The sequence below is a fragment of the Microbacterium meiriae genome (assembly GCF_040686935.1).
Lineage (GTDB): Bacteria > Actinomycetota > Actinomycetes > Actinomycetales > Microbacteriaceae > Microbacterium > Microbacterium meiriae.
This window is the reverse complement of record NZ_JBFBMF010000001.1, coordinates 1,099,597-1,113,006: the sequence shown is the minus strand read 5'-3', so window position 1 is coordinate 1,113,006 and position 13,410 is coordinate 1,099,597. Positions and strand designations below refer to the sequence as shown.

Here is a 13,410-nt window from a genome sequence, read left to right as displayed (position 1 = left end):
CGCGGGCCGCGCGGACCTCCTGCGCACGGAGCCGCAGCGGCGTCGGGGCCGAGGCGGGGACGCGGGGGAGGCGGCCGGTGCCGTCGCGGCGGGCGCTCAGCCGCAGGGCCGTGGCCTCGGTGCGGAAGCCGCTCCGGTCGAGCTCCTGCGCCACGCGTTCCCACGCGTCCGCATCGAGGGGGCGGTCGGGCCGGATCCGCTGCCGCGCCTCCAGCTGCACCGCGGCGGCTCTGGCCGCCCAGCCGCTGCTGCCGAGGGCGGTGAAGCGTCGGGCGGCGGTGCGGGCGGCGCGCTCGGCCGCCCGAGGGTCGTGCCGGACGAGCGAGCGGGCGAGGTGGAATTCTGCCTCACCACGGGCCTGGCGCATCCGCTGAGCACCGAACTGCACGGCCACGCGGCCGAGCAGCGCCTCCGCCTCGGTCGTCAGGGCCGCGTCGCGGAGCACCTCGGCGCGGTCGAGGTCGCTGATGGCGGTGGCCAGGGCGCTGGTGGCCGCGAACGTCGGCCGGGACGCGGCCATCAGGCGCAGCGCCGACACGAGGTCCCCGCCGAGCAGCGCGGCATAGCCGAGGTTGTGCGTGGCCTCGGCGAGGGAGTCCCGTTCCTCGTGCGCCTCGTAGATCCCGATCGCACGTCGGAGGTCGGCCATGCAGGTGTCCAGCTGATGGCGCTGCATCCGCACCACCGACCGGTTCATCAGACAGTTCGCGAGGGCCGGCGTCTCGGCACCGGCAGCGGTGAGGGCGTCGATCGCGGCGGTCAGGCTCGCCTCGGCCTCCTCCATCCGTCCGCCGTGCATGAGGAGGGCGCCGAGCTGCCCGCCGAGGAGGGCGACCGTCTCGGCCTGCAGTCCGTCCCTGGCCAGGGCCTCCCGGCACAGCGCCTCCGCCGCCGCGGGCTCGCCGGTCTGCGCGAGCACATACGCCGTCGTGCCGTCGATCCGCGCGCGGAGGTCGACGTCGTCCGTGCGGGCGGCGGCTTTCTCCAGCTCCCGCCGGGCGCGGGTGAACTGCCGGGCGTTGGCCGCCTCGACGCCGCGTCGGTGCAGCGCGCTCGCGGACAGGGGCATCCGTCCAGGATGCCGTGCCGGGGTGGTCGTGCGGAAGGGTGAGAGGCGTCAGGACCTCTCGTGCGGCGTCGGCAGCGAGGTCAGGACGGCGGCGACGGCCTTCGCGGCGACGGCGGGCTTCACGCCCTGGGCGGGGACCGCGCCGAGCTGGGCGGCGACCCGTCCGGCGATGTACGGAGCCGCGAAGGAGGTGCCGCTCCACACCGCGAAGCCGCCTCGGTAGTCGTCCGGGTCGAGCGTCTCGCGCGGCAGCCCGTCGACGTCTGCGCGGGTCGCGGCCTGCGCGCCGCCGACGAAGGCCGGCGAGGTGCTGACCACCGCGGCGCCCGGGGCGTACACCTGCACCCACGGGCCGACGTTCGAGAACAGGGCCACGGAGTGCGCCGACGGGTTCAGGGCGCCGACGGAGACGTGCGGAGCCCCGTCGTCGGACCGCAGCCCGTTGTCGGCGCCGGGCCACGGCCACAGCGACGCGGGGAAGGAGGGGCGGTCGATCGCGTCGTTGCCGGCCGAGCAGACGACCACGCAGCCGAGTTCCCTGGCCTTCGCGAGCAGCTCGTACAGCGTCGTGCTGAAGAGCCCGTCGGTCGGGGTCTCGTGGTAGTAGCTGAGGGAGAGGTTCAGCACGTCGATCGGGAAGCCCGTCCTCGGATCCTCCCGATGCCGCCGGAGCAGCTCCACGACCTGCGCCACGGTCTCGAGGAGCGTGCTCTCGTCCACCACCCCGAGCGCGCCGGCGACACGGATCGACAGGATGTCGGCGTCCGGAGCGGCCTGACGCACGAGGCCCGCGATGAAGGTGCCGTGCCCGGCCACCGCGTCGATCTCGCCGTCGAGCTGCCCGTAGAGGTCGGGGTAGCGCTCGGGGTCGGCGTCGTCCGTGAAGCCCACGGGGACGCCGTCGAGCTCCACGTGCCGGGTGACGATGTCGGACGGCAGCCAGGCGTGCTCCCCGCACCCGGTGTCGAGGATCGCCACGACCGGCCGTCGTCCGCGCTTCGGAGCGGCGGCGCGGGCCGGGGCGGGACCGAGCCAGGTGACCGGCTGCCGCGCCCCGCGTCCGGGCTCCAGGTAGTCGTCGCTGCCGCCTCCGCCGGGTGCCGCACCGCGGACGGGGTTCGTCCGGGTGAACGGGTTCGTCCGCGTGAACGGGTTCGTGCGGGTGAACGGGTTGAGCCCGACCGGATCGATCGAGAGCACGTGCTCGAGGCTGGTCCGCGGCATCGTCGAGCGCGACAGACGGCGCGCGCGTTGCAGCACCCGCCAGGCATCGGGTGCCACGGGGGACTCGCCCCTGGTCGGCTCATCCGGCGTGGTCAAGCGCGCCCGCAGGAAACCCGCGACGCCCGGCACGAGCTCGCCGTTCCCGATCTCCCGCTCCGGCGACTCCAGCTCCAGCCGCCAGCCGAAGGAGTCGGCGGCATCCCTCAGGGCGCGCAGCTCGCGGTCGTACGCCTCCTGCTCGTCGAGGGCGCGCGTGATCAGCAGGCGCTCCGGCAGGTACGCGGTAGGGAACGCTCGGATCCCGTCCACCGGTTCGGTGCTGGGGTCGAGGGCGGCCCCGCGGCGGATCGATCCCTCCGCGCGGTCCTGCCAGGTCCATCCCTGGGGCTGCTCCATCGGTCATCCTCTCCGTGGGCATCGACGGCGACGGCGCCGGCGATGCGGGGTCACAACTCGAACTGCGGGGTCTCCAGGGTGCGGGTCTCGTCGCCGACCGTCGCGGTCAGGCGCACGCGGCTGAGCCCCGACGGCACGTCGTCGAACACGAATCGGCCGGTCTCCGCCGGGGTCGTGCGGCGTTCGCGCTCGCCCTGCAGCAACACGATCTCCGCAGCGGCGGTGTCCACCCAGCCGTCGATCCGTCGTCGTCCGGACGCGGTCGTCGTGACGTGGAGGAGGATGCTCGTGCTGCCGTCGCTGAACTGGAGGGTGAGGGCGTCGGTCTCGCCGCGGACCGTGCCGAGCTGGCCCTCCACGAGGGTGAGCAGCGCGTACTCGCGGTTGAGGCCATCCGCCGCGACCGCGGCGACCATCCGGTCGATCAGCCCGGCAGGGACCGGATCGACCTCTCCCCAGAGGCTGCGCAGGCGGGCGAAGAGCCGGGCGTCGTCCTCATCGCTCATGATCGTCCCTCCGTCCGACGGGCCGGGGCGTCGAGGAGGTCGCGGAGCTTCGCGAGGCAGCGGCTGCGGGTCGGCCCGATGCTGCCGACCGGCATGGACAGGTCGCGGGCGAGGCGCGCGTAGTCAGGGCGGTCCTCGAAGGCGATCACCCGGAGGAGACGCTGGCAGCGCTCGGCGAGGCGGCGGACCGCGGCCCAGAGCCGTCGGTTCTCGTCGTCCAGCGTGGCGTGCTCCTCGGCGGACGCCTGCTCCGGAAGCAGGGCGTCCAGGTCGTCGGATTCCGCGGTGTCGACGCGACCGTTCGCCTTGCCGACCTTCCAGGCCTCGCGGCGGGCGGTGGTCGTGAGCCACGCGGAGACGGCCCGCGGGTCGGCGATGGCACCGTGGCCCCGCACGAGCTGGAGCCAGGTCGTCTGCACGACGTCTTCCGCGAGGGTGCGTTCGAGGCCGTAGGCGCGCACGACGTGCCACAGCACCGGCGTCATCAGCCGCACCAGGTCGTCCATCGAGCGGCCGTCGCCATCGCGCCACGCATCGAACAGGTCCGCGGCACGTTCCCAGCGTGCGCGCCCGTCGTCGGATGCCGGATCGAAGGCGGCGCCGGGGGCACCGTCGATCATGAAGCCCATTGTGATCACACCTACCAGGAGCACGGCAAGGGCTCGGTGATACATGTCGCGGTCCAAGAATTCCGACGCCCGAATCCGTGGGGACGACACCCTCGATAGCGTGGAGGGGTGATCGCTCTCATCGCGATCGCGCTGGTGCTCGCCGTAGCCTCCGCGGCGGCGTGGATCACCGTGCTGGCGGTCGCGCCCTAGCGCGGAGCCTCAGTCCGCCTCGTACTGGGCGGCGTGCGCGGCCCACCGAGACTCGACGGGGAGGCTGCGGAGGGCGCGATTCCCGATCGCGAGGGCGGCGGCCAGCACGCACAGGGCTGCGCAGATCAGGATGGTGCCCTGGCGTCCCGCCCAGGCGAGGCCGAAGCCGGCGATGAGGGGGGCGAGCGGCATGGCTCCCATCGCAAGCACGCCGATGGCGCTGTTCGCGCGCCCCAGCAGTCGGGAGGGCGTGGCCACCATGAAGTAGCCCATCATCCCCGCGTTCAGGGCGGGGAGGAGGAGCACGGAGGCACCGAGGACGACCGCGACGGCCCACGGCGCGGACACGAACGACAGCACCACGGCGCAGAGGGCGACGACCGTGAGGCCGCCGATCGTCAGCACCCCCGCCGGGATCCGGGGCACGAGGAACGGGGCGACGACTGCGCCGACGAGCATCACGGCGCCGATCGCCGCGCTGACCGTGCCGATGAGCAGTTCGGAGTGCCCCGCCTGCTGCAGGGCGTAGACGACGGTGGTGATCGCGGCGTTGAAGCCGAGGTTGATGATCGTCATGATGAGCATGACGCCGCCGAGGTCGGGGCGGGACAGCAGCCAGCCGAATCCTTCCCGGAACTCCCGCCAGGCGTTCGGGCGGGTGGTGGGCGCGTCGAGGTCCGCGTCCTCCTCGGCACCGGTATCGGCGATGCCCGCTCGCCTGGTCTGACGGCCGAGCAACCCGGCGGTCACGGCCGCGACGAGGTGGCAGGCGGTCATGACGACGCCGACCAGCCAGCCGCCCACGCCGAGCAACAGCCCGCCCAGGGGTCCGCCCGCGAGCTGGAGGGCGGCGTCGCGCCCCTGGTTCGCGGCCTGCGCCCGCCCCATCGCGTCGTCCGGGACGATCTCCTTCAATGCGCTCTCGCCGGCGACGTCGAAGAGGCCGCTCCGTGCGGCCAACAGCACGTCGATCACGAGGAGGGTCGCGAAGGTGAGGGCGCCGTCGAGAGCGAGGAGCGTGAAGGCTCCGGCCATCACGATCCCCAGGATCGAGCCGACGAGCATGAGCACGATGCGCCGGTGCCGGTCCGCCAGGATGCCGCCGACCAGCGTGAGCAGCAGGCGGGCCACCATGCCCGCACCTGCGATGACGCCGGCCTGCGCGGGGTCGTTCGTGATGATCAGCGCGAGCAGCGGCACGGCGAATCCGAACAGGGCAGACGCCAGGCCTTTGCTGGTGTCGCTGATGAGCCAGGTGAGGTAACGCGTGTTCCGCGACAGGCGGTGGGGGGTGGGCGTCATCGTCATGGCTCGACGATAGTTGCGCAAGACTAATTGCGCAACTATTCGTGCGGAATTGCGTGACTAGGATCGGGGAATGGCCGACGACGCGGAAACGACCTCCCGGGAGGACGCCGCCTTCATGACGTCGGCCATGCTCAAGGCCTACTCGCACCCGTTGCGCCGGCAGATCCTGCGTCTCATCGCCCGGCGGGGATTCCTGCGCGCGGCGGACATCGCGGGCGAGCTCGATGTGCCCGCCAACAGCGCCAGCTTCCACCTGCGAGTGCTCGCCGAGGCGGGGCTCATCGAGGAGGCGCCGGAGCAGGCCAGAGACCGCCGCGACCGCGTGTGGACGGGCCGCAAAGGGGCCCTCAACGTCGGCGGTCCGGAGAACCCCGTGCCCGACGAGGCGCTCGGCGGGGCCGTCGTGGCGGCGCTCGCCGAAGACCACCAGGACCTCGTGCGGCGGGTGATGGCCTGGACGCCGGAGTACGTCTCCGGGCGCACGGCCGAGGTGCACGCGTCATTCGTGCAGCGCACCATCCGCCTCACGGAGGCCGAGTTCGACGACGTGATGCACAACATCAACGACGTGCTCTCCGCCGCCGACGCCGCGCACGACGACACCGACCCGACCGGCCGTTACTGGCAGATGGACATCGTCGTCGCCGACGACACCATCTGAGTCACTCGTCGTCGTCGTCGGGGCGCTCGCCGCTGAGGATGAGGATGCGGCGGAGGTGCATCGCCGTCAGCACGCCCGGTCCCATCGAACTGCGGACGTCGAACGTGCGGTCGTCGACGCGCTCCAGCAGGAGCCGGATCGCCCGCGCCGCCTCGCCGCGACGGCGGTGCGCCGCGCTCGAGGCGGGGTCGTCCTCGGCGATGACGTCGGCGACGGCGTGGCAGGCCGCGGACAACGGCTCGGGCAGCGCGGGGTCGAGGGGCATGCCGGCGGGGCGCTCCCAGATCGTGTCGGCCGTGGCGTCGGCGATGTCGCGGATGAGGTGCGCGATCCGGTCCAGGGTGGAGAGCTGCTCGTGGATGTGGGCGGTTCCCGCGTGCCGACGGCGCGCTCGGGGGTTGTAGCGCACGCTCTCGTCGGCTTCGGCCAGGGCCGCACGGAGGTCGGCAGTGGTCTCGGCGAGCGCGGCGGCATCGTCCGCCCACTGCGCGGTCTCCGGCGGCCAGGATTCGGAGACCGCGGAGCCGATGTCGTGCAGGTGTCCCGCGAGCTGTCGGCGGAACTCGTCCACCCGCGCCTCTGCCGACCCGATGAGCGGTGCGGGCGCGAAGAGAAGGTTCACCACCAGGCCGATCACGACACCGACCCCCATCTGGGCCAGGTAGCCGACGGAGTAGTCGTCCGCGTTCTGACCGCCGATGATGAGCACGAACAGCGCCGCCATCGGGACGTACTCCTTGCCGACGCCGAACCAGCCGGTGCCGGAGACGAGGACGCCGAGGCCGACGACGAGGGGGATCGTCCACCACGTCGGTCCGACGGTGAGCACGATCACCGCAGCCAGACCGATACCGGTGGCCAGGCCGAACAGGGTCTGCAGGCTCGACCGCATGGACCCCATGAGCGTCGGATACATGCTCACGAGCGCGCCGAGGGGTGCGTAGTACGGATACTCGTCGGTGACTCCCGGCATGTGCGGCGCGATGGTCCACGCGAGCCCCACGGCGAGCGCCGTCTTGACGACGAGGAGCAGGCGGGCGGGTCGGACCGCCTCGCGAATGGTGCGGGCGAGGTACGAGCGGCGCTCGCGGACGCGCAGGCGGGAAAGGTCGGGCGTCACGTCATCCTCTCCTCGCGGCGGTCGGGTGGTCCTCTCTGGCGAGGATAGGGCCGAGGGCCGCCTGCGGCCACCGGGTTGCCCCGGCTCGGGCCGCCGGGTAGAGGCGGTAGGACGCGGATGCCGCGACCGCGCGGGGTGCGCAGCCGCGGCATCCGCGGATTCGGATCCTCACGTCAGGGCGTGGCCCGACGGAACGCGAGGAACGAGATGACGCTGAGGACGGCCACGACCACGAGCCCCCAGAGCGCGAGGCCCACGGCGCCGAGGTCGAGGATGCCGAGCCACACGTCGCCCCACAGCTCGAGCCGTGTCACCAGGTACACGACCCCCACGAGGAGGAGCGCCAGGGCGACGCCGACGATGGTGAGGACCATCGGACCCCAGCTCTTGTAGATGGTCGCGCCGGTGAACCCGACCACGAAGAAGAACAGGGCGAGGGTGAAGTAGACGACGAAGGCGCCGAGCGGGCCGGCCTCCCACAGCCACGGCAGGTGGAACACCCAGCCGTTCACGCCGTAGCCGTTGGTGGCGAGCTCGATCGCACCGCCCAGGAGGAACAGCACCCCGAGCAGTGCGCTCCCGAGGATCGCGGTCAGCAGCGTCCCGATGAAGAACTCGCGCCGGGTGACGCTCATGGCCTGCGAGAACGGGAAGGTCAGCGTCATGGCCGACAGGCCGATCGCGAAGAAGTACCACAGCGGCGCCTGGCCGCCTCCGCCGTACTTGGGGGCATCGCCCGGGATCATCGCGTAGATGAGGACCGAGATCACGACGGCGGAGCCGAGGATGATCAGCGGGACCCAGACGAAGGTCTGCCGGTTGATGAGCTGCAGCCGGATGACGCTGAGTGTGCGTCGCATCAGCGGACTCCTTCCGTGGTGGCATCGGCTCTCGTGGCGCCGCGGCTCTCGGCCTTCTGGGTGAGGCGGACGATGAGCTGCTGCAGCGAGACGGGGGCGAGGTCGAGACCCGCGGCCCGCACCTCGGCGCGGTCGTCGGCGGTGAGGGTGCCGAGCACGGTGACCGAGGCGACGCGGCCGAGCTCATCCCGGTGCAGCACCTCGCGGCCGGCGGTCCAGGCGTCGACCTTGGTGGCGTCGCCGACGACGGTCACGGCGCGGTCGCGGACGGCATCGGTGTCCTCGTTCAGGAGGATCTGGCCGTTGTCGATCACGATGACCTTCTCGATGAGGTTCGCGACCTCGTCGATCAGGTGCGAGGAGAGGATGATCGTGCGCGGGTGCTCCGCGTAGTCCTCCACGAGCCGGTCGTAGAAGATCTGTCGGGCGACGGCGTCGAGCCCCAGGTAGGGCTCGTCGAAGAACGTGATCTCGGCGCGGGAGGCCAGGCCGATGATGACGCCGACCGCGGAGAGCTGCCCGCGGGAGAGCTTCTTGATGGTCTGCTTCATCGGCAGCTGGAACTCCGCGATGAGCTCGTCCGCGAGGTCCTGGTCCCAGTGCGGGAAGAACAGGCGCGCGGCGGCGAACGCGTGCCGCGGGGTCGCGTCGTCCGGGTACTTCTGGCTCTCCCGGACGAAGCAGATCCGGCCGAGCACGTGGGCGTTCTCGTACGGGTGCTCGCCGAACACCTTCACAGTGCCGGAGGACTCGAAGTTCTGCGCCGTGAGGATCGACATGAGTGTCGTCTTCCCGGCACCGTTGCGGCCGAGGAGCCCGTAGATCGAGCCTCCCTCGAGCGAGAGCGACACGTTGTCGAGCGCCCTCTTCTCCTTGTAGCGCTTGGTGAGGTTCTGCACCTCGATGACGGCGGTCATGCGGGGTTCTTCCCTTCTGGGGTGGGGGCGGATGCGGCGCGCTGCCGGAGCAGGTCCGCGAGGTCTTCCGCGCCGAGACCCAGCGTGCGGGCCTCCGCGAGGAGCGGGTCGATGTAGCGGTCGGCGAAGGCCGCGCGGCGCTCGCCGAGGAGCAGTTCCCTGGCGCCTTCCGAGACGAACATGCCGATGCCTCGGCGCTTGTGGAGCACTCCCTTGTCGGTGAGCATGGCGACTCCCTTCGCAGCGGTGGCGGGGTTGATGCGGTAGAACGCGGCGAGCTCGTTCGTCGAAGGGGCCTGCGCCTCCTCGGCCAGCGAGCCGTCGAGGATGGAGTCCTCGATCTGCTCGGCGATCTGGAGGAAGAGCGGCTTGCCTTCTTCGATCACGAGTCCTCCGGGGTTGCTGGGTTACTTACTTGACTAAGTAACCATGGGACCCGGTTCCGTGTCAACCCCTCCTTCGCGGGCAGGCACAGCTTCGGAGATCTCTGTCGACACGCCGCCTGACGGGCGGTCCGGGCGGCGCGCCGGTCGTCAGCTCCGAAGTTGTGCACGGGGAGGGGGCGAGGCGGGCCGCGTACAGTGGGCTGGTGCCGGAGTTCCCCTACAGTCGTCTGCGTCGCTGGCCCGACGTCGAGGCGGACAACCTCCAGGCCCACGATGCGACCGATCTGCTGCTCGTGGAACGGGCGCTCGCCCTCGACGTGCCAGGGTCCGAGACGGTCGTGATCGGAGACGAGTACGGCGCGATCTCGCTCGCTCTCACGGCGGCCGGGCGGCGCGGGATCCGTGTGCACCAGGACCTCGCGACCGGACGCCGCGCGCTCGCCCGCAATGCGGAGGAGCTCGGGAGCGGTGGGTTCACCCCGCACGAACTCGACGAGGGCCTGCTCGCCGGTGCGCAACTGGTGCTGCTGCAGCTCCCGAAGGCCCTCGCCGAACTGGAGGAGATCGCGGATGCGGTCGCCCGGTGGGCTGCGCCTGACGTGGTGCTCGTCGCAGGCGGTCGGGTGAAGCACATGACTCTGGCGCAGAACGAGGTGCTGGGGCGGAGCTTCGCCCGGGTACAGGCGCAGCGCGCCGAGCGGAAGTCGCGGCTGCTCGTCGCCTCCGAGCCGCTCCCGGTGCCCGAGTCGCCGCCGTTCCCGGTCACCGCGCGGCACGGCGACCTCGTCCTCGTGGCCCACGGCGGCGCCTTCGCCGGGTCCCGCCTCGATATCGGCACCCGGGTCCTGCTCGAGGTGCTCGACCTGGGCGGTCCACAACTCAGGAGAACAGAGGTGACACGCGCCGAGAACGAGCGGAACGGCGGTGAGAGCAGCCGTTCTTCCGGAGTTGTGAACGGCGGACGCCGCGTGCTCGACCTCGGCTGCGGGACCGGAGCGCTCGCCGCGTCCTGGGCGCTCGCCCACCCGCGGGACCGCGTCGTCGCCACAGACCGCTCGGCCGCCGCCGTCGCCTCCGCCCGTGCCACCGCGTCGGCGAACGGCGTGGCCGACCGGGTCGAGGTCACGCACGACGACGCGGGTTCGGCGCTCGCCGCGGGGAGCTTCGACACGGTGCTCTTGAATCCGCCGTTCCACCTCGGCGCCAGCGTGCACACCGGCGCCGCGACCCGCCTGTTCGAGGCCGCCGCGCGTCTGCTCCGACCGGACGGGGAGCTGTTCACGGTGTACAACTCGAGCCTCGGCCACCGGGCCGAGATGAGCCGTCTGATCGGCCCCACCGACCAGCTCCGGCGCACCCCGAAGTTCACCGTGACGCGCACCGTCCGGCGCCCGTGAGTACGCCGCACCGAGATTGCTAGACGCTCGTACTATCCCCCGGTCAGCGGCGGAAACCCGGGTACGTTCGTGGAGCAGGATTTGCCGCTGACCGGCCATTTCGTTACGTTGGTCTGCGGGCCTGACGGCCCATAGACCAGTCCGCGGTCACGTCCTTCCTTCGATGAGCTGTGCGGCGAAGAGGCGTGGGCGTACGGTCGATCCCCTCTGCGACGGATCCGAAATCCGCCGCCTGTGCCGCCACAGCGAAGACGTCGAACGGCCTCGTGAGGATCACCCGGGCGTGACCGAAGCAGGCTCAGCCACCCGAAGGCCGAGCCGCAGGGGAAACGTGTCCGAAACAGCACTCGAAGCGCGCCATCTGTACAAGGTGTTCGGGAGGAATCCGAGCGCCGCCGTCCGCCGACTGAAGGCCGGGGAGAGCCGCACGGCCGTCGCCGATGCGGGGACCGCCGCGGTCATCGACGCCAGCTTCACCGTCAACCGCGGTGAGATCTTCGTCATCATGGGCCTGTCCGGATCGGGCAAGTCGACCATCATCCGCATGCTGAACGGCCTGCACGACATCACCGCCGGCACCGTCACCGTGGGCGGCGACCCGATCACGGGGATCCCGGCCGCGCGCCTGCGCGAGATCCGCCGCGACCGCATCTCGATGGTGTTCCAGCACTTCGCGCTGCTGCCGCACCGCACGGTCGCCGCGAACGTCGCCTACCCGCTCGAACTCAAGGGGGTCGGCAAGGCCGAGCGCCAGGCCAAGGCCGAGGAGATCCTGGCCCTCGTCGGACTCGAGGGCCAGGGAGACAAGCTGCCCTCCGAGCTCTCCGGCGGCATGCAGCAGCGCGTCGGCATCGCCCGCGCCCTCGCCGCCGACAGCGACATCCTGCTCATGGACGAGGCATTCAGCGCGCTCGACCCGCTGATCCGCCGCGAGATGCAGGAGCAGCTCCTGGAGCTGCAGCAGAAGCTGCAGAAGACCATCGTCTTCATCACGCACGACCTCAACGAGGCCATGTTCCTCGGCGACCGCATCGCCGTCATGCGCGACGGGCGCATCGTGCAGATCGGCACGCCGGAGGACATCCTCATGGACCCGGCGAACGACTACGTCGAGCAGTTCGTGCAGGACGTCGACCGCGCGCGCGTGCTCACCGCCGCGAACGTCATGGAGCGTCCGCGCCCCGTCGTCGCCGAGTCGGCCGGTCCCCGCACCGCGCTCCGCCAGATGCGGGACGCCTACATGTCGGCGACCTACGTGGTCGGCAAGGATCGCCAGCTGGTCGGCGTCGTCACCGACCGCGACGCCGTGAAGCTCGTCCGTCAGGGCGCCACGCGCCTCGACTCGATCATCAAGCCGGTGCTGCAGAGCGTCCGCGAGGACGACGTCCTCATGAACCTGTTCGTCCCCGCCGTCGAGTCGCCGCTGCCCCTCGCGGTGACGGATGCCGACGGCCGCCTTGCGGGCGTGATCCCGCGCGTCACCCTGCTCGCGGCGCTCGGTCCCGGGCCCGGAGCGACCGAGGAGATCCTGCTGCCGATGACCCCCATGCCCCAGGCCGAGATCGACGCCGTGCTCGACGACGGATGGACGGCCGAGCCCGGCCCTTCGACGAGCTCAGGGACCCAGGGTGGGTTCGGCTCAGAGGCCCAGGCCGACACGGAGGAGGTGCGCTGATGGACGGTTTCCGCATCCCCGTGGGCGACTGGGTCGCCGCCGGCGTCGACTGGATCACCGCCAACCTCGACGGTCTGCTCGACGCGGTCTCGTTCGTGGTGAGCTTCCTCGTCGACGGCCTCACGCGCCTGCTCCTCACCCCGCACTTCGCGGTCATCATCGTGATCGCCGCGCTGATCGCCTGGGTCGTGCGGTCGTGGCAGCTCGCGATCGGCACGATCCTGTCGTTCGGGCTCATCGTCGCCATGGACCTCTGGGTCCCGGCGATGCAGACGCTCGCGCTGGTCCTCGTCGCCGCCGTCGTGGCCGTGCTGATCGCGGTGCCACTGGGCATCTGGTCGGCGCGCAACGCGACGGTGCGTGCGACGTTGAAGCCGGTGCTCGACTTCATGCAGACCATGCCGGCCTTCGTGTACCTGATCCCGGCGATCGTGTTCTTCGGCATCGGTGTGGTGCCCGGACTCGTCGCCACCGTGATCTTCGCGCTGCCTCCCGGCGTGCGCCTGACCGAGCTGGGCATCCGCGGTGTCGACGCCGAGACCGTCGAGGCCGGACACGCCTTCGGAGCGACGCCGGGGCAGATCCTCCGCGGGATCCAGCTGCCGCTCGCGATGCCGACCATCATGGCCGGCGTGAACCAGGTCATCATGCTCGCACTGTCGATGGCGGTCATCGCCGGTATGGCCGGAGCCGACGGGCTCGGGAAGATGGTCGTCGAGGCGATCTCGACGATCAACATCCCCAAGGGTGTCGAGGCGGGACTGGGCGTCGTGCTCATCGCCGTGTTCCTCGACCGGGTGACCGCCGCTCTGGGCGCGCCCGGCGAGAACCGCTCCTCGCTCCTCGGCATGCGGAAGCGTCGCGGTTCGTCCCGGCCTTCCGCCCCGGTGGCGTCGGAGCCCGCAGCCTCCGCGCCCGCCGACTCCGCCCCGACCGAGTCCGAGCTCGCCCGCGCCTGAGCGCCCCTGTCCCGCGCCCCCGTCTCCGTCCCCCACCCCCTTTCGTCCGGTGCGGGGTGGAAAACGGGCGCGTGGGCGCGGCTCCCGGCACGGTTTCGATCCGGCACAGCT

12 protein-coding genes and 1 pseudogene are annotated in these 13,410 nt (G+C 71.5%); 4 read left to right on the top strand and 9 right to left on the bottom strand.

Going from position 1 to position 13,410, the window contains the following annotated elements; translation table 11 throughout:
* From AB0P08_RS05305 to AB0P08_RS05285, 5 genes and pseudogenes are all read right to left on the bottom strand, one after another.
* Nucleotides 1-1,069: pseudogene (locus AB0P08_RS05305) on the bottom strand (CHAT domain-containing protein); the annotation flags it as partial.
* A gap of 48 nt (nt 1,070-1,117) precedes the next feature.
* A complete protein-coding gene (locus AB0P08_RS05300; RefSeq protein ID WP_363588577.1) occupies nt 1,118-2,689 on the bottom strand; it encodes a S8 family peptidase in 1,572 nt (523 codons plus the stop codon).
* 50 nt (nt 2,690-2,739) lie between these two features.
* Nucleotides 2,740-3,195 carry a hypothetical protein gene (locus tag AB0P08_RS05295; RefSeq protein ID WP_363588575.1) on the bottom strand — a complete coding sequence of 152 codons (456 nt, stop codon included), beginning with the start codon at nt 3,193-3,195 and terminating at the stop codon, nt 2,740-2,742.
* Entirely contained in the window at nt 3,192-3,815 is a 624-nt protein-coding gene (locus AB0P08_RS05290) for an RNA polymerase sigma factor (RefSeq protein ID WP_232089144.1), read from the bottom strand. The genes AB0P08_RS05295 and AB0P08_RS05290 overlap by 4 nt, the downstream gene beginning before the upstream one ends.
* 210 nt (nt 3,816-4,025) lie before the next feature.
* Nucleotides 4,026-5,324, bottom strand: coding sequence for an MFS transporter (locus AB0P08_RS05285; protein WP_363588573.1), 1,299 nt, complete (start codon nt 5,322-5,324; stop codon nt 4,026-4,028).
* Nucleotides 5,325-5,394: 70 nt separating this feature from the next.
* Here AB0P08_RS05285 and AB0P08_RS05280 point away from each other — a divergent pair, with 70 nt between their 5' ends.
* Nucleotides 5,395-5,985, top strand: a complete 591-nt coding sequence (locus tag AB0P08_RS05280; protein ID WP_187662885.1) for an ArsR/SmtB family transcription factor — start codon at nt 5,395-5,397, stop codon at nt 5,983-5,985.
* 1 nt (nt 5,986) lies between these two features.
* Here AB0P08_RS05280 and AB0P08_RS05275 read toward each other — a convergent pair whose 3' ends face one another.
* The 4 genes from AB0P08_RS05275 to AB0P08_RS05260 form a co-directional block, all read right to left on the bottom strand.
* Nucleotides 5,987-7,105, bottom strand: a complete 1,119-nt coding sequence (locus AB0P08_RS05275) for an FUSC family protein (RefSeq protein WP_259951730.1) — start codon at nt 7,103-7,105, stop codon at nt 5,987-5,989.
* Between the two features lie 173 nt (nt 7,106-7,278).
* Complete coding sequence (locus tag AB0P08_RS05270) at nt 7,279-7,965, bottom strand: hypothetical protein (protein WP_363588571.1); 687 nt, start codon at nt 7,963-7,965, stop codon at nt 7,279-7,281.
* Nucleotides 7,965-8,882, bottom strand: coding sequence for an ABC transporter ATP-binding protein (locus AB0P08_RS05265; protein WP_363588569.1), 918 nt, complete (start codon nt 8,880-8,882; stop codon nt 7,965-7,967). Before AB0P08_RS05265 ends, AB0P08_RS05270 begins: the two co-directional genes overlap by 1 nt.
* Nucleotides 8,879-9,268, bottom strand: coding sequence for a GntR family transcriptional regulator (locus AB0P08_RS05260; RefSeq protein ID WP_025104181.1), 390 nt, complete (start codon nt 9,266-9,268; stop codon nt 8,879-8,881). Before AB0P08_RS05260 ends, AB0P08_RS05265 begins: the two co-directional genes overlap by 4 nt.
* Before the next feature lie 203 nt (nt 9,269-9,471).
* On the opposite strand from AB0P08_RS05260, the gene AB0P08_RS05255 reads away from it, so the two are divergent.
* From AB0P08_RS05255 to AB0P08_RS05245, 3 genes are all read left to right on the top strand, one after another.
* Nucleotides 9,472-10,665 carry a class I SAM-dependent methyltransferase gene (locus AB0P08_RS05255; RefSeq protein WP_363588567.1) on the top strand — a complete coding sequence of 398 codons (1,194 nt, stop codon included), beginning with the start codon at nt 9,472-9,474 and terminating at the stop codon, nt 10,663-10,665.
* A gap of 331 nt (nt 10,666-10,996) precedes the next feature.
* A complete protein-coding gene (locus AB0P08_RS05250) occupies nt 10,997-12,340 on the top strand; it encodes a quaternary amine ABC transporter ATP-binding protein (RefSeq protein ID WP_363588565.1) in 1,344 nt (447 codons plus the stop codon).
* Nucleotides 12,340-13,299 carry an ABC transporter permease gene (locus tag AB0P08_RS05245; RefSeq protein WP_336502690.1) on the top strand — a complete coding sequence of 320 codons (960 nt, stop codon included), beginning with the start codon at nt 12,340-12,342 and terminating at the stop codon, nt 13,297-13,299. The genes AB0P08_RS05250 and AB0P08_RS05245 overlap by 1 nt, the downstream gene beginning before the upstream one ends.
* Nucleotides 13,300-13,410 lie beyond the last annotated feature (111 nt).